Origin of the sequence: Haliea sp. (assembly GCF_040222615.1) — a bacterium.
Classification (GTDB): Bacteria; Pseudomonadota; Gammaproteobacteria; order Pseudomonadales; family Halieaceae; genus Haliea.
Genome location: NZ_JAVKCQ010000107.1, coordinates 1 through 20,468, shown reverse-complemented (window position 1 = coordinate 20,468; position 20,468 = coordinate 1). Strand labels below are relative to the sequence as shown.

21 protein-coding genes are annotated in these 20,468 nt (G+C 63.4%); 8 read left to right on the top strand and 13 right to left on the bottom strand.

Annotated features, from left to right (window positions below):
* Positions 1 to 1,375 (bottom strand): SLC13 family permease (locus RJQ10_RS08595; RefSeq protein ID WP_350145615.1); only part of this gene is annotated, 1,375 nt, incomplete at its 3' end.
* Positions 1,376 to 1,643: 268 nt separating this feature from the next.
* On the opposite strand from RJQ10_RS08595, the gene RJQ10_RS08590 reads away from it, so the two are divergent.
* Complete coding sequence (locus RJQ10_RS08590; RefSeq protein WP_350145613.1) at positions 1,644 to 2,429, top strand: type 1 glutamine amidotransferase domain-containing protein; 786 nt, start codon at positions 1,644 to 1,646, stop codon at positions 2,427 to 2,429.
* Positions 2,430 to 2,906: 477 nt separating this feature from the next.
* Here the strand turns inward: RJQ10_RS08590 and RJQ10_RS08585 are convergent, their stop codons facing one another.
* Positions 2,907 to 3,782 carry a hypothetical protein gene (locus RJQ10_RS08585; RefSeq protein ID WP_350145611.1) on the bottom strand — a complete coding sequence of 292 codons (876 nt, stop codon included), beginning with the start codon at positions 3,780 to 3,782 and terminating at the stop codon, positions 2,907 to 2,909.
* 95 nt (positions 3,783 to 3,877) lie between these two features.
* Between RJQ10_RS08585 and RJQ10_RS08580 the strand changes: the two genes are divergently transcribed.
* Positions 3,878 to 4,573, top strand: coding sequence for a pseudouridine synthase (locus RJQ10_RS08580; RefSeq protein WP_350145609.1), 696 nt, complete (start codon positions 3,878 to 3,880; stop codon positions 4,571 to 4,573).
* A gap of 119 nt (positions 4,574 to 4,692) precedes the next feature.
* Entirely contained in the window at positions 4,693 to 4,917 is a 225-nt protein-coding gene (locus RJQ10_RS08575; protein ID WP_350145607.1) for a cysteine-rich CWC family protein, read from the top strand.
* Positions 4,918 to 4,945: 28 nt separating this feature from the next.
* Here the strand turns inward: RJQ10_RS08575 and RJQ10_RS08570 are convergent, their stop codons facing one another.
* From RJQ10_RS08570 to gpmI, 4 genes are read right to left on the bottom strand one after another with little or no spacing between them, the layout of a single operon-like run.
* Positions 4,946 to 5,767: a divergent polysaccharide deacetylase family protein gene (locus RJQ10_RS08570; RefSeq protein ID WP_350145605.1), complete on the bottom strand. Its 822-nt coding sequence runs from the start codon at positions 5,765 to 5,767 to the stop codon at positions 4,946 to 4,948.
* A 3-nt stretch (positions 5,768 to 5,770) separates the two neighbouring features.
* Positions 5,771 to 7,081, bottom strand: coding sequence for a S41 family peptidase (locus RJQ10_RS08565; RefSeq protein ID WP_350145603.1), 1,311 nt, complete (start codon positions 7,079 to 7,081; stop codon positions 5,771 to 5,773).
* Positions 7,082 to 7,138: 57 nt separating this feature from the next.
* Positions 7,139 to 8,299, bottom strand: a complete 1,161-nt coding sequence (locus RJQ10_RS08560; RefSeq protein WP_350145601.1) for a murein hydrolase activator EnvC family protein — start codon at positions 8,297 to 8,299, stop codon at positions 7,139 to 7,141.
* Positions 8,300 to 8,304: 5 nt separating this feature from the next.
* On the bottom strand, positions 8,305 to 9,861 hold the full coding sequence (gene gpmI / locus RJQ10_RS08555; RefSeq protein WP_350145599.1) for a 2,3-bisphosphoglycerate-independent phosphoglycerate mutase: 1,557 nt from the start codon (positions 9,859 to 9,861) through the stop codon (positions 8,305 to 8,307).
* Between the two features lie 215 nt (positions 9,862 to 10,076).
* On the opposite strand from gpmI, the gene RJQ10_RS08550 reads away from it, so the two are divergent.
* Genes RJQ10_RS08550 through secB form a run of 3 tightly spaced genes read left to right on the top strand, consistent with a single transcriptional unit; the run spans position 10,077 to position 11,319 of the window.
* On the top strand, positions 10,077 to 10,490 hold the full coding sequence (locus RJQ10_RS08550) for a rhodanese-like domain-containing protein (RefSeq protein WP_350145597.1): 414 nt from the start codon (positions 10,077 to 10,079) through the stop codon (positions 10,488 to 10,490).
* Between the two features lie 13 nt (positions 10,491 to 10,503).
* A complete protein-coding gene (gene grxC / locus RJQ10_RS08545; protein ID WP_350145595.1) occupies positions 10,504 to 10,782 on the top strand; it encodes a glutaredoxin 3 in 279 nt (92 codons plus the stop codon).
* A 24-nt stretch (positions 10,783 to 10,806) separates the two neighbouring features.
* Positions 10,807 to 11,319: a protein-export chaperone SecB gene (gene secB, locus RJQ10_RS08540; RefSeq protein ID WP_350145593.1), complete on the top strand. Its 513-nt coding sequence runs from the start codon at positions 10,807 to 10,809 to the stop codon at positions 11,317 to 11,319.
* Positions 11,320 to 11,395: 76 nt separating this feature from the next.
* Here secB and trmL read toward each other — a convergent pair whose 3' ends face one another.
* The 5 genes from trmL to glnA form a co-directional block, all read right to left on the bottom strand.
* Complete coding sequence (gene trmL / locus RJQ10_RS08535) at positions 11,396 to 11,860, bottom strand: tRNA (uridine(34)/cytosine(34)/5-carboxymethylaminomethyluridine(34)-2'-O)-methyltransferase TrmL (protein ID WP_350145591.1); 465 nt, start codon at positions 11,858 to 11,860, stop codon at positions 11,396 to 11,398.
* 49 nt (positions 11,861 to 11,909) lie between these two features.
* Positions 11,910 to 13,319: a nitrogen regulation protein NR(I) gene (gene glnG, locus RJQ10_RS08530; RefSeq protein ID WP_350145589.1), complete on the bottom strand. Its 1,410-nt coding sequence runs from the start codon at positions 13,317 to 13,319 to the stop codon at positions 11,910 to 11,912.
* The gene (glnL, locus tag RJQ10_RS08525) at positions 13,303 to 14,370 is read right to left on the bottom strand and encodes a nitrogen regulation protein NR(II) (protein ID WP_350145587.1); all 1,068 of its coding nucleotides are present in this window, start codon (positions 14,368 to 14,370) and stop codon (positions 13,303 to 13,305) included. The genes glnG and glnL overlap by 17 nt, the downstream gene beginning before the upstream one ends.
* A 259-nt stretch (positions 14,371 to 14,629) precedes the next feature.
* Positions 14,630 to 15,154 carry a DUF4124 domain-containing protein gene (locus tag RJQ10_RS08520; RefSeq protein ID WP_350145585.1) on the bottom strand — a complete coding sequence of 175 codons (525 nt, stop codon included), beginning with the start codon at positions 15,152 to 15,154 and terminating at the stop codon, positions 14,630 to 14,632.
* Positions 15,155 to 15,291: 137 nt separating this feature from the next.
* Positions 15,292 to 16,698, bottom strand: coding sequence for a glutamate--ammonia ligase (gene glnA, locus RJQ10_RS08515; RefSeq protein ID WP_350145583.1), 1,407 nt, complete (start codon positions 16,696 to 16,698; stop codon positions 15,292 to 15,294).
* A gap of 443 nt (positions 16,699 to 17,141) precedes the next feature.
* Here glnA and typA point away from each other — a divergent pair, with 443 nt between their 5' ends.
* Together typA and dtd are read left to right on the top strand one after the other, a co-directional pair.
* Entirely contained in the window at positions 17,142 to 18,953 is a 1,812-nt protein-coding gene (gene typA, locus RJQ10_RS08510; protein ID WP_350145582.1) for a translational GTPase TypA, read from the top strand.
* A gap of 39 nt (positions 18,954 to 18,992) precedes the next feature.
* Complete coding sequence (dtd, locus tag RJQ10_RS08505) at positions 18,993 to 19,433, top strand: D-aminoacyl-tRNA deacylase (protein ID WP_350145580.1); 441 nt, start codon at positions 18,993 to 18,995, stop codon at positions 19,431 to 19,433.
* On the opposite strand, the gene RJQ10_RS08500 is transcribed toward dtd, so the two are convergent.
* Positions 19,426 to 19,914: a GNAT family N-acetyltransferase gene (locus RJQ10_RS08500; protein ID WP_350145578.1), complete on the bottom strand. Its 489-nt coding sequence runs from the start codon at positions 19,912 to 19,914 to the stop codon at positions 19,426 to 19,428. The genes dtd and RJQ10_RS08500 overlap by 8 nt on opposite strands.
* Complete coding sequence (locus RJQ10_RS08495; protein WP_350145576.1) at positions 19,883 to 20,365, bottom strand: FKBP-type peptidyl-prolyl cis-trans isomerase; 483 nt, start codon at positions 20,363 to 20,365, stop codon at positions 19,883 to 19,885. The genes RJQ10_RS08500 and RJQ10_RS08495 overlap by 32 nt, the downstream gene beginning before the upstream one ends.
* Between the last annotated feature and the right edge of the window lie 103 nt (positions 20,366 to 20,468).

Below are 20,468 nucleotides of genomic sequence, written 5' to 3'. Positions count from 1 at the left end.
GCGCAAAGGACGCGCCGATGGTCAGCAGCACGCCGATATCCAGGCTGCGCTCCGCCTGCTCCAGCGAACAACAGCCTGCCACCAGCATGAACAGCGCCCCGAGCAGCGCCGCATTCAGCATGCTGAGCAAGCCGGTGCCCGCCGCCAGGACCACGCCCAGCAGGATCAGCCAGGCAAACACCAGGCGCTGGTGGCGGGGCGGTTCGGTGTCCAGGTCGTGGACCAGCAGGAAATCACGGCTGTAGCGCTGCCGGGTGACGAAATCCGGTCCGGCTTCCAGCAGCAGGGTATCACCCGCCTCCAGTTCCGTGCTTCCCAGGTTCCCCCGCACCCGCTCGCCGTTGCGCGCCACCGCCAGCACTGCGGCCCCGTAGCGGTCGCGGAACTGGGCGTCGCGGATGGCCTGGCCTACCGCCGCGCAATGCGGCGACACCACTACTTCCACCAGGCGCCGCTCCAAATGGTTGGCCGGAGGCTGTTCATTCTCTGTCGTCGCTACTGAAGGCAGTATGCCCTTGATCCGCAGCAAATCGGCGATCGCGTCCGTATCACCGGCAAATACCAGCCGGTCACCGCCCAGCAGGATCTCCTCCGGCGCCACCGGCGTGATGATGCGTGCGCCACGCTCAATCTCCACCAGGTAAACCCGTACCAGATGCCGTAGCCCCGCCTGCTCCACGGTCCTGCCCACCAGCGGGCCACCCGCGGCGACTGCCACCTCCAGGGTGAATTCGCGCAGGTTGGCGAAGGGCGCGTGCTCCCGCTGATCCGGCAGCCAGCGGGCGAAGAACAGCCACATGAACACGCCTCCGGCGATCGCCACCGGCAAGCCCACCGCGGTGATGGCGAACAGGGAAAACCCCTCGTCGCCGGTGATACTGCGGTACTGGCCGTTCACCACCAGGTTGGTACTGGTGCCGACCAGCGTCAGCGTGCCACCGAGGATGGCCGAATAACTCAAAGGAATCATCAACTTGGAAGGCGAAACGCCGATCCTGCGAGCCCAGCTGTTCACTGCCGGGATCATGGTCGCTACGATGGGCGTGTTGTTGAGGAAGGCGCTGAGCAGCGCCACCGGCGGGAACAGCCGCAACAGGGCGCCCCGGGTGGTAGCGGGCCGACCGAGCAAGCGCTGTACTATCAACTCCGCTCCGCCGGATGCCTGGATTCCACCGGCCACCACGAACATGGCCGCTACCGTCACCAGCCCCTCATTGGCAAACCCCGCCAGCGCCTGCTTGGCATCCAGCACACCGCAGGTTACCAGCACTGTCAGCGCCCCCAACAGCACCGCATGCGGGCGCAGCCTGGTGGCAACCAGCAGGCCCAGCACCGCCGCCACCAAGCCCAGTGAGAACCAGCCCTGCCACAGCATTTGAACGTCTCCAGAAGAAGTCGGCAGAGCATAATCAGAAACCATTTGGGCCGACAGGAATTTGCAGCGATTAGTTTAGGCGCGGGGGTTATAAGGCCCCCGCGAGGAACAGCAATGCCTGGTGTGGATATTCGAAGGGTGCAGGCATTTGATTTGGTGTGTGTATTTTCAAACTTGTGCAGCAGTTGCCATAATCAACCAAAGACGTGTTAACCGGCGTGCACCGTACAATTGACTGTTGGGCACCAGAAGCAGGAATCCATTGAACATGAAGCTTATGGCGAAGACATCGTATGCGTTGGCGCTTGCTTGCTGTCTGATTGCACCAGCGCTCGCCCCGGCTGCGGCTTTTGCTGCGGCGAAAGGCAAGGTTCTTTTTGTCGCTTCGAATGTGCTCAACATGGGCGATCCCGAGCAGCACGATGCACGTAACAACCTCTGGGAGTATGCACCTCCTTTCCATATCTTCGTAATGCACGGTTATGATGTTGATTTCGTGTCGCCTCAAGGTGGCCGAATCGAGTTCACGATGGACCCTCTGGGCATTAGTAGCTATGCCATCAAGTACGAGAACTTCTTGGGCAAGGCTGGAAACACGTTGAAGCCCAGTCAAATCGATGCTGCCCAGTATCAGGCCGTGTATGTCGGTGGTGGCTACGGCACACTGTTCGACGTTGCTTCAAACGAAGCGCTGATGAGCCTCATCGGGAGCGTTTACGAACAAGGTGGTGTCGTGGGTGGCTGCGGGCATGGTCCGGGCGGCTTCGCCAACGCAAAGCTGAAGAACGGTGGCTATATGGTGAACGGCAAGCGTGTGGCCGGGTTCCCAAACTCGACCGAGCATTCCAAATCCTGGGCCAGGCAAGGCAGTTTGTTGCCCTTTCTAGTCGAGGATCAACTCCGTAAGAATGGGGCACAGGCGGAAAATAAGGAAACATTGGCCGATAAGCATACAGTGATTGTCGATCAACGCATTGTTTCAACTATGTTCTTGCCTTCGGCTGCGTTGGTGGCCGAGGAAATGGTGCGGTTGCTTGAGCGGCGAGATCCATGATTCCGAGCCCGGCTGCGCTGGTGCCCAACCAGTTGCGGCAGGAGACGTTTGACCCGCTGTCCATTTTTGCTGCCCGAAAAAGCGCTCGTCGCCTCAAGCGCCCCTGAGTTGAGGTGTTATTGAGCGCATCCACGGACGCAATTCGAGGAGTTATACCAATTGGTTGTCCGCCAATGGCCTGAAGCGTCGTGCGTTGATGTCGAGCTGCTCCAGCGTTGTCGCGCTATGATCGAGTGTCACAAGCAGGAATGCTGAGGGTGAAACCATGGAGTTGACGACTGTGCGAACTGTAGCAATCACATCATATTTGTTGATGACACTGGCAGCTACGCAGGCACTTTATACTAGCCTCTACAGAGCCGAGGTTAGCGTTCCACGGCAACTATTGCGGGGGCGTCGTGCTGGCGCATAACCAATCGTTGCAGCGGACGTTGAACTCAGGCGTTGTGCAAGACTCAGGCAGGCCGGGTGTTTCAATCACTTTACTTCGATATGAAAATATTCGGGATCGCGTTCGCGGATCAGCTCGACCTGGCTGGAGTAGGTGCGAGATTCCCCCTCCTTCAAGCTATCGCCCGCCCTGCTTAATGACGTATCGCTGTTTGCAAGCCGGGCCATCCCAATCTGGATGCCCAGCGAGTCGAACAGATAGATAACGACATCAGGCGTAATATTGCGGGCACCATTGTTCTGAAGAACGGCATAGTACTCGAACTTTCTATCGATCTCGGTGCCTGTCCGGGTGAATCTGATGTTTTTGACGTAACCCTGGTCGATGGGCACGGTAGCGTCGAATGCCATGGGATTAAGGTTGGGAATCCGATTCTGTACCAGGCTCGCCTTTTCTTCCTGCAAGGTCAGCACCTCCTGTTCCAGGGCGCTGACTCTGGACCGCAGATCGTCCGCGAGTGGTCCCTCCCCCGGACTCGGAATATGGCGACTGAAAAACTCCTGCTTTGTCTCCGACAGCTTGTATGCAGTCACCATCCAGCCGATGCCGGTGACCATCAGCAGGGCTCCAAGCACCAGGGAGACCAGCATGTACTTGATCGCCCTTTGTTGATTGCGGCTATATCGTCGACGTGTGCGATTTTCCACTCGGAGTTCCTGGTCCAGTTTGATCTGCTCTTTCGGGCGATGAGCTGGGCGAACCCGCAATTCGGGGACTGCGTGTTCAAAATCCACCATATCAACGAATATCGCCCCATCATATTTAAACTGTCGCCGTAAGTGCAAACCTAAAAGTGTGTGCCTTCTCCGATAGGGGCCTGCCGGCCCTGCATTGCCCGGCGCAGTAAACTGGGCAAACATGCAGATGTGCGGGATTTGGATGTTGCAGTTGAGCGAAAGCACTCCGGGCTGTTGGGGATGCTGATGCCACGTGCATGATGTGAAACAATGCAGCGACCCGTCACCCCGGCCGCCAGTGTGCCATGAAACCCTATACCATGAGGCTCGATCGCTTCCTCAGCCAGAACAGCGATTTCTCGATGTCTGATACGCGCCTGCTGATTGCGCAGCAGCGGGTGCTGTTGGACGGCGCCGCGGCGCAATCCATTCAGCAGGCGGTGACCAGATTTACCCGTGTCGAACTGGATGGCGTCTGCCTGCAGGACGTACAGCCGGTGTATCTCGCTCTCAACAAGCCCCGGGGTGTGGTCAGTGCGACCAAAGATGGCAAGTACCCCACGGTGCTGGATCTGGTAAGGCACCCCCGGAAGGACGAACTACACATCGCCGGGCGCCTGGACTTCAACACCACGGGGCTGATACTGCTGACGAACGACGGGGCGTGGTCACGCAGGATCAGTTTGCCGGAGAGGCAGCTCCCCAAGACCTATGAGGTCAGCGTGTCCAGGCCCCTCAACGAGGGATACGTGGCCGCGTTCCGGGCGGGCATCTTTTTTGCCTATGAGGGCGTTACCACGCTGCCCGCCCGCCTGGAGCTGCTCTCTGCGTACACCGCCCGGCTGACCCTGGTCGAGGGCAAGTATCACCAGGTGAAGCGCATGTTCGGTTATTTCCAGAACAAGGTGCTGTCACTGCACCGTGTTTCAGTCGGGCCTGTAGCGCTTGGTACTCTTGAGCCAGGGTCCATCCGGCCGGTGGGCGCCGGCGAACTGGCGGCAATCTCGCGCCTGTAGCTGGTGCAACAAACCTGAGGCCGGGCAGGGCCGCAATAAGCGGTTGAGTAACAGCGGCGGAGCGATGATGATAGGCTGCGGACCTGATGCGTCAGAAACTGGTTTCCCGAGGTTTGTGCATGGCTGCGATCATCCGCGAAGATACCTGCCCGTTCTGCGGCGGGGTCAATGGCTGTATGGCGAAGAGCACGCAGTCCTGCTGGTGCGTGGATGCCACTATACCCGCGGGGCTCGTCGAGCTGGTCCCTGACCCGGCCAGGGGGAAGGCCTGCATCTGCCAGGCCTGTGTCCGCCTCTATAACCAGGATCCCGAATCGTTCAGGGTCCGCAGCGAGAGGCAGTGACGCCGGTCGCAGGGGTTTGGCGGCTGACTCAGGGCGCCAGCACCTCGGACACTGTCGCCAGCCTCACCCCCTGCTCTTCCAGTCCCGGCAGTACCGCCTGCAGGAACGCGATCGTCTCCGGGAAGGGGTGCCCGATCGCCACCGCCTTGCCCAGGCGCCGCGCCTGTTCAACGGCAGCGAGGAACTGTTCGGCAATGGCCGCTGGCTCGGCGATGTTGTCCAGGAACACCTGCCGCGACAGGTGCGGCAGGCCGGCTTCCCTGGCCGCAGCTGCGGCGACCGTGAGGGCGTGGGTGCGGGAGTCGACAAAGTAGAGCTGGCGGGCAGTCAGCTCGGCCATCAGCCAGCGCATCGGTTCGGGCTGCCGGGTGAGATCGCTGCCCATGTGGTTGTTCACGCCCTGCACGTGGGGCACGGTGGCCAATGCCGCGGCCAGCGTGGCACGGAATTCCGTCTCGGACAGCTCCGCCGTCAGGCCTCCCGGCCCCAGCGGCTTGCCATCCAGCGCACTCATGGGCGCGTGCAGCATGACCTCCTTGCCTTCACGGTGGGCCTCTTCCGCCAGGCGTGCGCCGTGGGGGGTGTGGGGCAACACCGCCACGTTGATGCGGCCGGGGAGGCGCACGGTTTCCTGGCCTTCTTTCAGGCGGTTTCCAAGGTCGTCGATGATGATCACCAGCGTGGCAGGGCCGCCTTCCGGCAAGATGAAGTCAGGATCGGGCGCCGGGATTGACGCCGTATAGGGGGCGCCCATCGGGGTGTTGCTGTCCGGGCTGGCCTGGCGCAATTCCAGCGGCCGCATGGCCCAGGCTGTGAGCGGCAGCAGCGCCAGCAGCAAGGCCAGGCGCATGGCTCAGCCGTCGCCGGCCACTTGGGCTCTGGCCGGGGTGGCGCGCATGCCGAGAATATTCACGCCCTTGAGCAGGGTGAGTGCTTCATACAGCTGGTTGTCGGTGCCGAGCAGACCGTCGGAGGCCCGCGGCGCCCGCCGGTTGTCGCCGTTGACGTTGTCCAGACGCCGGGTCAGGTCGGCTTCGCTGAGCTGGTTGGAGGTGTCGTAGGCAGTCACCTGGGCCCGCTCGACAACGATATCCGGGGCAATGCCGGCGGCCTGGATGGAGCGACCGCCGGGAGTGAAATACAGTGCTGTGGTCAATTTGACCGCCCGGGACTCGGAAATGGGCATCACGGTTTGCACGGAGCCCTTGCCGAAACTGTCGGTGCCCATGATCACTGCCCGTTTGTGGTCCTGCAACGCGCCGGCGACGATCTCCGAGGCGCTGGCAGAGCCGCCGTTGATCAGCACCACGACAGGTGCGCCGTTGCTGGCATCTCCCGGTTCCGCCGAGTAGCGCATGTCGGAATTGGCCAGTCGGCCCTCGGTGTACACCACCAGCTCGCCATCCAGGAACAGTCCGGCGACATCGACGCTGGCCCCCAGTACGCCCCCCGGGTTGTTGCGGAGATCCAGCACCAGGCCTTTCAGCTCCTGTTTGTCCACCAGGCGTTCGAGCGCGGCCTTGACGTCGCGGCCGGTACGGTTCTGGAACTGGGCGATACGGATGTAGCCGTAGCCGGGCTCCAGGAAGCGTTCGCGCACGCTGGCCACGGTGATGGTGTCGCGTTTGAGGGTGATGTCGAAGGGCTGGGGATTGCCGGGGCGGCCGATCTGCAGGTCGATGGGGCTGCCCTTGGGGCCGCGCATAAGCTCAATGGCCTCGTTCAGGGACATGCCCTTGACCGGCTTGCCGTCCAGCTTGAGGATCACATCCCCGGTCAGCAAGCCCGCCTCTGCTGCGGGAGAGCCGTCAATGGGCGCGACGATCTTGACGTAGCCGTCCTCCATGCCGACTTCAAGGCCAAGACCGCTGAACTCACCGGAGGTATTGGACTGCAGGTCCTCGAAGGCGTCCTTGGTCAGATAGGCAGAGTGGGGGTCGAGGTTCATCAACATGCCCTGAATGGCGTATTCCAGCAGGGTGCTGTCGTCGATTTCCTCTACGTAGCCGATGCGGATCTGGTTGAACACATCGGCAAAAGTGCGCAGCTCGTCCAGCGGCAGGCGCCCCTCCTCCGCCTCCTGTGCAAGGGCCTGTGGCGCTATCAGGGTGACAGCCAGCAGGGCCGCTTTCAGGCGCGGGAGAGAGCAGGAAGCTGTGTGCATGAATACCGCCGTTGGCGCTGTCGCCATTGCCAGATGAAGAGCGCAAGTGTAACCGTCTCAGCGGCACCAAACCACTGGATCCAGCGGTTTACCGTCCTTGCGGATCTCGAAATACAGCCCCGGCTGGTCAAGCCCGCCGCTGTTGCCAACCGTGCTGATTGGAGTGCCGGGGGCGACCCATTCGCCCACTTCCTTGAGCAGGCTCTGGTTGTGGGCGTACAGGCTCATGTAGCCGTCGCCGTGATCCAGGATCAGCAGCAGGCCGGAGCCGCGCAGCCAGTCGGCAAAGACTACCCGGCCGTGATGCACGGCACGCACGGGGGTGCCTTCATCCGCGGTCAGATTGATGCCGTGCCAGCGCATGCCCCCGGCGCCGCGACTGGCGCCGAAGCTGTTGCCGCGGCGGCCGCTGACCGGCCAGGCCAGTGCTCCCCGGGCACTGGCAAAGGGCTGGTAGTCATCCGGCAGCTCCAGTTCCAGCACGGTTTGCGCGAGAGCTTCCAGCAGGTCTTCCAGCTCCTTGCGGTCCCGCTCCAGCTGCCGCAGCTCCTCGTCCCGGCTGGTGACGGTGGCGGCAAGAGAGGCGACCAGTTCCGTGCGCTCCTCCCGCGAGGCCGTGACTTCACGCCGCTGCGATTCCAGCGTGGCCTGCTGTTGCAGCAGCTCGGCGGCAGCCGCTTCACTGCGGGCGCGGATCGCAGCCAGCTCCGCCAGCGTGGCACGGTATTCGGTGACCAGGGCATTGCGGGCATTGAAGAAGTAGCGGTAGTAGGCCATTGCCCGGGCCACGGTGTGCGGGCTCTCCTGATTCAGCAGGACCTTCAGCGTGCCCTGTTGCCCCATCTGCCAGGCGGCGCGCAGTTCGGTGCCGATACGTACACGCTGGGCATCACGGGCCTGCTCGAGGGCCTGCTGGCGCTCGCTCAAGGCGGAAATTTCGGCTTCAGTCGCGCTGATTGCCGCGAGATTCTCGCTGGTTTCCCGCTGCAGCTGGCCAAGGCGCAGCTCGGTGGCCCGCAACTGCTCCTGCTGATCACTCAGCCGGGTGCGGGCGCTGGCCAGCTCCCGGCTGACCACCTCGATCTGCTGCTGCAATTGCTCCAGTTCCGCCCGCGCTTGCTCCTCCTCGGTCTGGGCGTGGCTGCCGGCTGCCACCAGCAGGGTGGCCCAGAGCAACAGTCGTGAAGGGCCTGTTGCGCTGGCGCGCAGGCGCGGCATTGGCTTCAGTCCCGGCAGCTGACCAGGCTGTGGCCGGTCATCTCCGGCGGCTGTGGCAGCTGCATGAGTGCCAGCAGGCTGGGGGCGATGTCGGCGAGAATGCCCCCGGCGGGATCCAGCTTGCAGTTACGCCCGCCGATATAGACCAGCGGTACATGCTCCGTGGTGTGCTGGGTATGGCGTTGGCCGGATTCATAGTCCTGCATCTGTTCGCAGTTGCCGTGGTCCGCGGTGACCAGTGCCTGGCCGCCGACCTCCAGCAGGGCTTCCTCCACCCGGCCGAGGCAGGTGTCCAGGGTCTCCACGGCTTTCATTGCCGCCGCCAATATGCCCGTGTGCCCGACCATGTCACCGTTGGCGTAGTTGCAGACGATGAGGTCGTAGTCCCCGGAGCGGATCGCCGCGACCAGCTGGTCGGTGACCTCGGGGGCGCTCATCTCGGGCTTGAGGTCGTAAGTGGGCACGTCCGGGGACGGCACCATGATGCGTTTTTCCCCGGGGAATGTCTGTTCCCGGCCACCGCTGAAGAAGAAGGTCACGTGGGCGTACTTTTCGGTTTCCGCCAGCCGCAGCTGGGTCTTGCCCCGCTGCGCCAGCCAGTCGCCGAGCACGTTGTCGAGACTGTCAGGAGGGAAGGCACAGGCGGCGTCGATATCCGCGGCGTACTCGGTGGTGGTCACGAACGCGGCCAGGGCCGGGCGCCGACCCGGTTCGAACTCGTTGAAGTCCGGGTCGGTGAAGACGCGGGTCAATTGTCGGGCGCGGTCGGCGCGGAAGTTCATGAACAGCACGGCGTCCCCGTCGCCAACAATGGCGGGTTCCTGGCCGTCGGCACAGACGGTGGTGGGCAGCACGAATTCGTCGTTCTCGTCGCGGGCGTAGGCGGCCTCCAGGGCTGCGCCCGCGCTGGCGGCGCGGTAATCCGCCTCGCCCTCGGTCAGCAGGCGCCAGGCCTTCTCGATGCGGTCCCAGCGGTTGTCCCGGTCCATGGCGTAGTAGCGCCCGACGATGCTGGCCACCCGGCCGCAGCCCAGCTCGGCAAACACCGCATCGGCCCGCCGCAGGGAGTCGGCGGCGCTGCGGGGCGGGGTATCCCGGCCGTCGAGGAAGGCGTGCAGGTACACTCTGCTGGCGCCCCGCGAAGCGGCCAGGCCGAGGGCGGCAAAGATCTGGTCCTCGTGGCTGTGGACGCCGCCGGGAGAGAGCAGGCCGAACACGTGCACGGCGCCACCGCCGGCAACCGCCTTGTCGATGGCGGCGGTATACGCGGGGTTGCGGTTGAAGCTGCCATCGGCGATGGCCTGGTCGATCCGGGTGATGCTCTGGTAAACGACCCGGCCCGACCCCAGGCTCATGTGCCCCACCTCGGAGTTGCCCATCTGGCCCGCTGGCAGCCCCACATCCAGCCCCGACCCGGATACCAGCGTGTGCGGCGCTGCGGCCCAGAGCCGGTCCCAGACCGGGGTGTCGGCCAGGGCGATGGCGTTGTCGCGGGTTTCCTCGCGATGGCCCCAGCCATCCAGGATGATCAGGACGGTGGGGTTCTTGGGGGTGTCGCTCATGGCTAATCCAGCAGTTTGTGGGTTGGGTTCCGGGCGCAATCGATCATTTTACTCCTTCCGGGGCCTGTTCGCATCGTTCCCGCCGCGGGCTGGTTGCCCGTGGCCTTACCCTGTATACTTGCGCCCTTTTCTGCGCTGCCTCCGGCCGCAGGGGTGCAGCCCCGCGCCGGTCGTCGTACCGACCCAATTCGCGAAGGTGAGAGCAAAGCCGGATCATGGCCCTGTTTCTGGAATTTTTTCTGCAGCAGTGGGTGTTGTTTGCCGCCCTGCTGGCAGTCGTGGTGATGCTGGTGGTGCACGAGGCGCGCAAATCCGGGCCCTCCCTGACGCCGCAGCAGGCGATCAACCTGGTGAACGCGGAAGAGGGTGTGTTTGTCGATCTGCGCGACGCCGCGGAATACAAGGCCGGACACATTGTGGATGCGGTGCATATCCCCGCCGCGAAACTGGGCGCTCGCGTTGACGAGCTGGACAGGTTCAGGCAGCGCCCGGTGGTCCTGGTCTGCAAGATGGGACAGAGCGCGGGTGCTGCCGGCAAGCAGCTCAAGGCCGCCGGCTTCGAGAAGGTCTACAAGATGGGCGGCGGCATGATGGAGTGGGGCAACCTGCAACTGCCCACAGTCAAGTAAGTATCCCGAAATCATGAAAGCAGCTGTCACTCTCTATACCACCCGTTTTTGCCCCTACTGCGTAGCGGCGAAGCAGCTGCTCAACAGTAAACAGGTCGATTTTGTGGAAATAGCGGTGGATGGCGACCGCGAGAAGCGCGCCGAGATGACGCGTCTCAGCGGTCGGCAAACTGTCCCCCAGATCTGGATTGGCGACGCCCACGTGGGCGGTTTCGACGATCTGGCGGCGCTGGACCGTCAGGGGCGACTCGATGCATTACTGACAGCGGCGCAACAGGCGCCAACCCGATAACACAAACCAATGGAGGACGGCTCGATGGCCGACGAACAAGCACAAGCAGCAGGATCCGCTCCGGAGCAGGCACAGCAGCAGTTTGCGCTGCAGCGCATCTACACCAAGGATCTGTCTTTCGAATCTCCTGCCAGTCCCGGCGTGTTCCGCAAGCAGTGGCAGCCCAAGGTCAACGTGGACCTGAACACCAAGAGCGACCGGTTCGACGACCAGGGTAATTTTGAAGTCGTGCTGACGATCACAGTGACTGCCAAGCTGGAAGAGGAAACCGCGTTTCTGGCGGAGGTCCAGCAGGCCGGTATCTTCATGATTACCGGTATCGAGGGTGACAACCTGCGCCGCGTGCTGGCTACCGCCGCACCCAACATCCTGTTCCCCTATGCCCGCGAGAATCTCGACTCGCTGTGCGTCAAGGGTGGCTTCCCGCCGATCATGCTGGCTCCGGTCAATTTCGACGGGCTCTACCTGCAGGCGCTGGCCAAGTCCCAGGAAGAGGCAGCGGCCGCTCCGGCTGGCGCCCAGGACGTCAGCCACTGAGGGACACGCTCAGGCTGTTACAAAAGGGGCCGGCGGCCCCTTTTTCATGGCCACCTTATCCACGCGGCCGAGGCCGCTAACTCAACCCCGGAAATCCCAGCTGGCGCAGGGCTTCATAGCACAGTATGGCCGCTGCATTGCTCAGGTTCAGGCTGCGACTGTCCTGCTGCATGGGAATCCGCACAAGCTGCTCGGGCGGCAGCGATTCCAGCAGCTTGGCGGGCAGGCCGCGGGTCTCGGGGCCCAGCAGGATGGCATCCCCGGCGCGATAGGCGATTTCATGGTAGGGCGTTCGCCCGCGGGTACTGATCGCCAGCAGCCTTGAGTCCGGCAGTGCCGCCAGCAAGCTATTCAGATCCGGGTACACCTGTACCCGGGCAAACTCGCGGTAATCCAGCCCCGCCCGGCGCAGGCGCTTGTCATCCAGAGTAAATCCCAGTGGCTCGATGAGGTGCAGGTGGCAGCCGGTGTTCGCACACAGGCGGATGATATTGCCGGTGTTGGGGGGAATCTCGGGCTGGTAGAGGACAATGTTCAGCATGGGTGGATTATCCGGCCATCCACTCTCCGGGGGAAGCGCGCCGGGCCCCTCAGCCCGGCATATCCAGGTCTTTCATTTTCCGGGTCAGGGTGTTGCGCCCCCAGCCCAGCAGTTCCGCCGCGTCGCGCTTGCGGCCCTGGGTGTGCTCCAGAGCCACTTCAATCATTGCCCGTTCAAACATCGGTACCGCCTGGCGCAGGATGTGATGCTTGCCCTGCACCAGTTCGTTGCGCGCCCAGTGACTGAGCAGCTCGTTCCACTGGGTGGCACCTCCGGTCGTCGTGGGGGCGGCAACTTTACCCAGCTCCGGGGGCAGGTCCCGCTGGTGGATTTCGCGCCCCGACGCCATCACCGTGAGCCAGCGGCAGGTATTCTCCAGCTGCCGCACGTTGCCCGGCCATGACAGCGTGGTGAGGAAGCGCTCGGTCTCCGGCAGCAGGATCTTGGGCTCGCCCCCCAGCTCCTCGGCCGCCTTGCGAAAGAAGAACTTCATCAGCCTGGGGATATCCTCGCGGCGTTCGGCCAGGCGTGGAATATGGATTCGGATGACGTTCAGGCGATGGAACAAATCCTCGCGGAAATCCCCGCTCTGGACCCGTTCCTCCAGGTCCTGGTGGGTGGCCGCGATGATGCGCACGTCAACCCTGACCGGGGTGTGGCCGCCTACCCGGTAGAATTCGCCATCCGCCAGTACCCGCAGCAGCCGGGTCTGGGTTTCCGCCGGCATGTCGCCGATTTCGTCCAGGAACAGGGTGCCGCCGTTGGCCTGTTCGAAACGGCCTTCGCGCTTGCTGTTGGCTCCGGTAAAGGCGCCTTTCTCGTGGCCGAACAGCTCGGACTCCATCAGGTCGCGGGGAATGGCCGCCATATTGAGGGCGATGAACGGCCGCTGCGCCCGGGGGCTGTGACGGTGCAGGGCCCGCGCGACCAGCTCCTTGCCGGTGCCGGACTCGCCGTTGATCAGCACCGTGATATTGCTCTGGGCCAGCCTGCCTATGGCCCGGAAGACCTCCTGCATGGCCGGCGCCTCACCGATGATCTCGGTCTCCGGCAGGGACTCCGGCAGGGCCATTTCACCGCGTTTTTCCCGGGCCTGGGCCAGGGCCCGTTCAGTGATGGCGACCACTTCATCGATGTCGAATGGCTTTGGCAGGTACTCGAAGGCGCCGCGCTGGTAGGAGGCGACCGCGCTGTCCAGGTCTGAATGGGCGGTGGTGATGATGACCGGCAGCTCCGGGTGCTCCTGGTTGATACGCGAGAGCAGATCGAGACCGTCGATGCCGGGCATGCGGATATCGCTGATGATCACATCGGGTTGCTCCGACTGCATCCGCTCCAGCAGCTGGTCGCCATCGGCAAAGCTTTCATTGTCAATTCCGGCCTGGCTGAGGGCGCGTTCCAGCACCCAGCGGATAGAGCTGTCGTCATCGACGACCCAGACTCTAGCGTGTCTCTGCATTGCGGTGTTCCATGGGTAGATAGAGGGTGAAGCGGGTGTTGCCGGGTTCGCTGGCACACTCCAGCAGGCCGTTATGCCGGTTGACGATGGACTGGGCGATGGACAGGCCCAGCCCGGTTCCGTCCGCGCGCCCGGTCACCATCGGCATGAATATCGCCTGCTGCAGGTCGTGGGGAATTCCGGGCCCGTTGTCGATGATGTCCACCCGGCATACCAGCCGGTGGCGCTGGCCGCCAATGGTGAACTGCCGCTGGGAGCGGGTGCGCACCAGGATCTGGCAGGCCTCGGGATCCGCTGCGGCCTGCAGGGCGTTGCGCATGATGTTGAGAACGGCCTGGATCAGCTGGGCGCGGTCCGCCGGCAGTGTCGGCAGGCTGGGGTCGTAGTCGCGGCTGATGCTGACCTTGTTGTCGACTTCCGCAGAAATCAGGTTGCGCACGTGCTCAAGAATTTCGTGAATATTGATTCGCTCGATAACCAGGCGCTGGTTGGGACCCAGCAGGCGATCCACCAGATCGCGCAGCCGGTCCGCCTCGCGGATGATGATGCGGGTGTATTCGACCAGCTCCTCGTCAGGCAGCTCCTTGGCCAGCAGCTGTGCTGCGCCGCGGACGCCACCGAGTGGGTTCTTGATTTCGTGGGCGAGTCCGCGAATCACTGCGCGGGTGGTTTCCTGGGCGTGCAGCATGTTTTCCTCGCGGCTGATACGCTGCAGTCGATCCACCGGAATCAGCTCCAGCAGCAGGTAGTCGCCGCCCTCCCCGTTCATCGCGGTGACGATGAGGTCGAGCTGGATTTCCTGCCCCGAGTGAGTGGTCAGGTTCAGGCCACGGCGGGCCAGGGTGGCGCGGGTGTCCCGGGCCTGCTCAAGGGTCTGCAGGAACTCCCGCGACTGCAGGACCAGCTGGCCCGCGTGCGCGCCCACCGCCCGGGTGGCCGAGGCTTCCAGCAGTACTTCCGCCGCCGAATTGATGGCGGTCACGCGGAGACTGTCATCCAGCGCGATGATGCCGGTGCTGATGTGGTCCAGAATATCCGGTTTGTGCAGCATTCCTGCCCCATGATCGACCGCAGTAGTGCGGTATGCCCTGTGGGAAAGCAAGAACCAAGCCAGAATGTGGCGCGATCCTGCATCTCGTCCAGGGCCCTATAGCCAGGGGTCATGCCGGGTGAGTATGTACACACTCAAGGGACAATTCAGAGCGTCAGGAGTGATCCTGGGCGGGAATGGTCAGAAACCGGCTGACCCTGGGCCCTGCATGCACCATTGTGGTGCACAAGCGGGCCGCTGTCCAGCCGGGTTGCTGGAGTCAGTTGCGGTTCTGGATGTTGAAGGGGCGCATGACCTGGACGTGCACGGGTTCCGAGCGCGCAATCACCTTGCCGTCTGCGTCCAGGCGCTCGATGCTGAGGTCGTGGCCACCGCGCAGTACATTGCGCAGCGCCCAGCTGGTCCCGGTCTGGGGCTCACCGCGGGCTTCGCCGTCGATGCGCAGTTGTAGCCGCTCACTGAATGCGAGTGGCGGAGTGACGCCGGCCTGGACATCGAAATCGCCCCCGCCCATGGGAATCACAGTCTGGTCTGCCGGTGTCAGGATGCTGACCGTGCGTGGCACCTGCGCTTCGGCCTTGGCGGCCGGCCGCGGTGCCGGTCGCGTCTCTGGTGCCGGGGAGGTGTTCAGGCGCTTCAGTTTGATCTCTTCGCCGGCCGTACCCTCGGCGGGAGGCCTGTCCGTGTACACCACGTTGCCCTCGGCATCGGTCGACTTGTAGATGGTTTGTGCCTGCACGGCCCAGGGCAGCAGCAGGAGTAACAACAGCAGACAATGTCTCATGACCTCAGTCCTCCATCCCGTGGCGACAGCAGCCAAGACGATAGCAGAAAAGTCCGCGGTAGCCTAAGCGGTCGCGCCTGGGCCACGGCAAAAAAAAGGCCCGCACAGGGCGGGCCGGAAACTTGCAGTTGGACCTGTTACACGGAGTAGTACATGTCGAACTCGACCGGGTGGGTGGTCATGTTCAGGCGTTGCACGTCAGCCTGCTTGAGCTCGATGTAGCCGTCGATCATGTCATCGGTGAAGACCCCGCCCGCGGTCAGGAAGCTGCGATCGGCATCCAGCGCCGCCAGTGCTTCGGGGAGGCTGGAGCACACCGTTGGGATAGCCTTGCCTTCCTCGGGGGGCAGGTCGTACAGATCCTTGTCCGCGGCGTCGCCGGGGTGGATCTTGTTCTGGATGCCGTCGAGACCGGCCATCAGCAGGGCCGCGAAAGCGAGGTATGGGTTGGCCGACGGGTCGGGGAAGCGTACTTCGATACGCTTGCCCTTGGGGCTGGCCACGTAGGGAATACGGATGGAGGCGGAACGGTTGCGGGCAGAGTAGGCCAGCATCACCGGCGCTTCGAAGCCGGGTACCAGGCGCTTGTAGGAGTTGGTGCCCGGGTTGGTGAAGGCATTCAGCGCCTTGGCGTGCTTGATGACGCCGCCGATGTAGTACAGGGCGGTCTCGGACAGGCCGGAGTAACCGTCGCCAGCGAAGGTGTTGACACCTTCCTTGGAGATGGACATGTGCACGTGCATGCCGGAGCCGTTGTCACCAACCAGCGGCTTGGGCATGAAGGTCGCGGTCTTGCCATAGGCGTGAGCGACGTTGTGCACGCAATACTTGAGGATCTGCACTTCGTCGGCCTTTTTCACCAGGGTGTTGAACTTGACCCCGATCTCGCACTGGCCGGCGGTGCCGACTTCGTGGTGGTGTACTTCGATGGGCAGGCCCATCTGTTCCATGGCGGTGCACATGGCGGCACGAATATCGTGCAGGGAGTCGACCGGCGGTACCGGGAAGTAGCCGCCCTTGACCCGCGGACGGTGGCCGGTGTTGCCGTCTTCCTGGTGCAGGTTGGAGGACCATGCGGCCTCTGACGAGCTGATGGCATAGCCGGCGCCGGAGATGTCCGCGTGCCACTTGATGTCGTCAAAGACGAAGAATTCCGGCTCCGGACCAAAGAAGGCGGTGTCGCCAATACCGGTGGACTTCAGGTATTCCTGGGCGCGGTGGGCGACAGAGCGGGGATCGCGCTCGTAGCCCTGCATGGTGCTGGGCTCGACGATATCGCAGCGCAGAATGACGGTGGTGTCATCGGTGAATGGATCCAGCACGCTGCTGCTGTCGTCCGGCATCAGGATCATGTCGGATTCGTTGATGCCCTTCCAGCCGGCGATGGAGGAGCCATCGAACATCTGGCCATCTTCGAAGAACTCCTCGTTGACTGCCGCCACGGGTATGGTGACGTGCTGTTCCTTGCCCTTGGTGTCGGTGAAGCGCAGGTCTACCCAGCGGGCTTCGCTTTCTTTGATCAGGTTCAGAGTGTGCTCTGACATTGGATGTCCTCCATGGGAAAAAAGTCGTGCCACAAATTCGGCGCAATGCGTGTTCCTGGTGCGACGGTTGCTTGCGAGCGCCCCGACAGCGGCCAGAGAATCTTGGCACCATAGCCTTCAGCAAAACCCGTGCCAAAAGCAAAAATGCGTTAAGCAGCTGATTTGCCGTATGTTATCACCACATCCCCGAAAGCGCGCGGCTCCAGTGCATTATAGTGGTGCGTAATTGCACTATTACGGTGCGATCAGTGTGCTTGCGCCGGGCCAACCTGCGCCGCAGTGCGGCGCCGGCTTCGCCCGCCGCTCTGTCGCGCGACCAGCCACGGTGGCCCGGCGGGCAAAATGCAGCATTATCACCGCAATACCGCTATGCCCCTGCTGCGGCTGCCGGGGTATAATCCGCCGCCTTTTTTACTGCCGGACCCCCGGACCGAGGAAATCCCTTGATCGAGAAGCTTCGCAACATCGCCATTATCGCCCACGTTGACCAAGGCAAGACCACCCTGGTGGACTGCCTGTTGAACCAGTCCGGCACCCTGGATCGCCGGTCCGAGGGGGCGGAGCGGATCATGGATTCCAATGACCAGGAGCGTGAGCGCGGGATTACCATTCTCGCCAAGAACACCGCCATCAAGTGGAACGACTACCGCATCAATATCGTCGACACCCCCGGACACGCTGACTTCGGTGGCGAGGTCGAGCGCGTGCTGTCCATGGTGGATTCGGTGCTGCTGCTGGTGGACGCGGTGGACGGTCCCATGCCGCAGACCCGCTTCGTGACCTCCAAGGCGTTTGAGCAGGGTCTGAACCCCATAGTCGTGGTCAACAAGGTCGAGCGCCCGGGCGGGCGCCCGGACTGGGTGGTGGACCAGGTGTTCGACCTTTTCGTGCGTCTCGGCGCCACCGATGAGCAGCTGGACTTCCCCATCGTCTTCGCCTCGGCTATCCAGGGCATTTCCGGCCTTGACCATGCCGATATGGCGGAGGACATGCAGCCCCTGTTCCAGACAGTGGTCGACAAGGTGCCGGCGCCGGCGGTGAACCGCGACGGCCCGCTGCAGCTGCAGATCAGTGCCCTGGATTACAACAGCTATGTCGGGGTCATCGGTGTCGGTCGTATCACCCGCGGCACCCTGAAGCCCAACACCCAGGTCACCGTGATCGGCAGCAATGGCAAGACCCGCAATGGCCGAATCCTCCAGGTCATGGGCTACATGGGCCTGGAACGCGTCGAAGTGCCCGCCGCGGAGGCCGGTGATATTGTCTGCGTGACCGGGATCGAGGGTCTGAACATCTCGGATACGCTCTGCGATCCCGCCGCGGTTGAAGCCCTGCCGCCCCTGACCGTGGACGAGCCTACCGTCAGCATGACCTTCCAGGTCAACGACTCGCCTTTCGCCGGTCGCGAAGGCAAGTTCGTCACCACCCGCAATATCAAGGAGCGCCTGGAGCGGGAACTGATCCACAACGTCGCGCTGCGGGTGGAGCCGGGCGACTCGCCGGACAAGTTCAAGGTCTCCGGGCGCGGTGAGCTGCACCTGTCAGTACTGATCGAGAACATGCGCCGCGAGGGTTTCGAGCTTGGCGTCTCCCGCCCCGAGGTCATCCAGAAGGAAATCGACGGGGTGTTGCAGGAGCCCTACGAGCAGCTGGTGATTGACTGCGAGGAGCAGCATCAGGGCGCGGTGATGGAGGAGCTGGGCCTGCGCCGTGCCTCGCTGGAAAACATGACCCCCGATGGCAAGGGCCGGATACGCCTGGAGTTCATTATCCCCGCCCGCGGCCTGATCGGTTTCCGCGGCATGTTCATGACCATGACCTCCGGTAGCGGCATCCTTACCCACATATTCGATCACTACGGTCCGGTGAAGAACCAGGAAATCGCCAAGCGCAGCAACGGCGTGCTGGTCTCAATGGTCAAGGGCAAGACCCTGGCCTACTCCCTGTTTACCCTGCAGGACCGCGGGCGCCTGTTTATCGGTCCCAACGTGGAAGTCTACGAGGGCCAGATCATTGGCCTGCACAGCCGCAGCAATGACCTCACCGTAAACCCGATCAAGGGCAAGCAGCTCACCAACGTGCGTGCCTCCGGTACCGACGAGGCCCTGACCCTGACTCCGCATGTGCGCCACAGCCTGGAGCAGGCGCTGGAGTTCATCGAGGACGACGAGCTGGTGGAAGTGACCCCGGAGAGCATCCGCCTGCGCAAGAAATTGCTGCTCGAACATGAGCGCCGCCGCGCCAGCCGTTCCTGAGCAGTTGCAGCCGCCCGGGGCTGCAGCGCGTCCGTCACCGTGAAGGCCCTGCTGCAGCGGGTGGCCCGCGCCAGCGTGCTGGTGGGGGACCGCTGCGTCGGTGAAATCGGGCCCGGGCTGCTGGTGTTTCTGGGCCTGGACCGTGGCGATGGTCGCGAGCAGGGTGCCCGTCTTGTCGACCGGCTACTGGCCTACCGGATGTTTGCCGATCACCTGGGGCGGATGAACAGCAGCGTTGCAGACGTCAACGGTGGTGTTTTGCTGGTGTCCCAGTTCACCCTGTCCGCCGACACGCGCAAGGGCCTGCGGCCCGGTTTCTCCAGTGCCATGCCGCCGGCCGAAGCCGAACCCCTTTACGACTGGATGCTGGCAACCCTGCGTGCACGTCACCCGCTGGTCGCCGCCGGCGAGTTCGGCGCCGACATGCAGGTCAGCCTGGTCAACGACGGGCCGGTGACCTTCCTGCTGGAAGTCAGCTGAATCGCAGCCGCATGTGGATGTGGAGAATGCCGTCTTCCGGATAGGGGACTCCCTCGCTGACAAACCCCAGGCTGCCATAGAAATCTTCCAGGTAGGCCTGCGCACCGATAGAGATGTCGGCCTGTGGCCACTGCTGGCGGTTGAATTCGATTCCGCGCAGTACCAGCTCCCGGCCCAGCCCCGTTCCCCTGGTTGCGGGGGCAACCAGAATGCGCCCCAGTGAGCTCTCCGGGTAGGCCAGCCCTGGCGGCAGGCAGCGCTGGTAGGCCAGCACCGTGTCGCCCTCGAGGTAACGCATATGCCAGCTGTCGCGGTCGAGGCCGTCGAGGTCCCGATAGACGCAGGTCTGTTCGACCACGAACACATCCTGGCGCAGCTGCAGCAGGGCGTACAGCTGGTCAGCCTCCAGTGCGGAGAAGGGTGTGTTCAGCCAGCGGCGTTGCACCGCGTCAGTGATGGTGGCCGCCGGCGCCATGGGCATGGCCGTGGGAGACCTCTTCGGCGCTGGCAGCGCGCACATCGACAATGTCGATATCGAATACCAGCGTCTGGCCGGCCAGCGGGTGGTTGGTATCGATTTCGGCGCTGTGGCGACCGACCTTGGTGACGGTGACCGGGTGGCGCCCCTCGGCGGTATTGAGCTGCACCGTCATTCCCGGCTTGAGTGCGCCCCGATAGACCAGGTGCTTGACCGGGACCTTTTGCACCCGGTCTTCGCGGCGTTCGCCGTAGGCCTGCTCGGGGGCCAGCGTGATTTCGGTGTGGGCGCCAGCCTCAAGCCCCTCCAGGGCTTGCTCCAGCGCCGGAATGATGTTGTTGGCGCCGTGCAGGTAGGCCGTGGCCTCCCCATCCCTGGATGTCTCAAGATCCTCTCCGCTGCTGTTGCGGAGTGTGTAGTGGAAGCTGGCGACGGTCTGGTTGCTGATTTTCACGTTATCGGGTCCGCTGCGGAAAAGAGTGGATTTTAACACGAGCTCTGCCGCCGCGCGCCGGGGCAATACGGAATAAAGCGGCCCCGGCGCACCCCACCGCGAG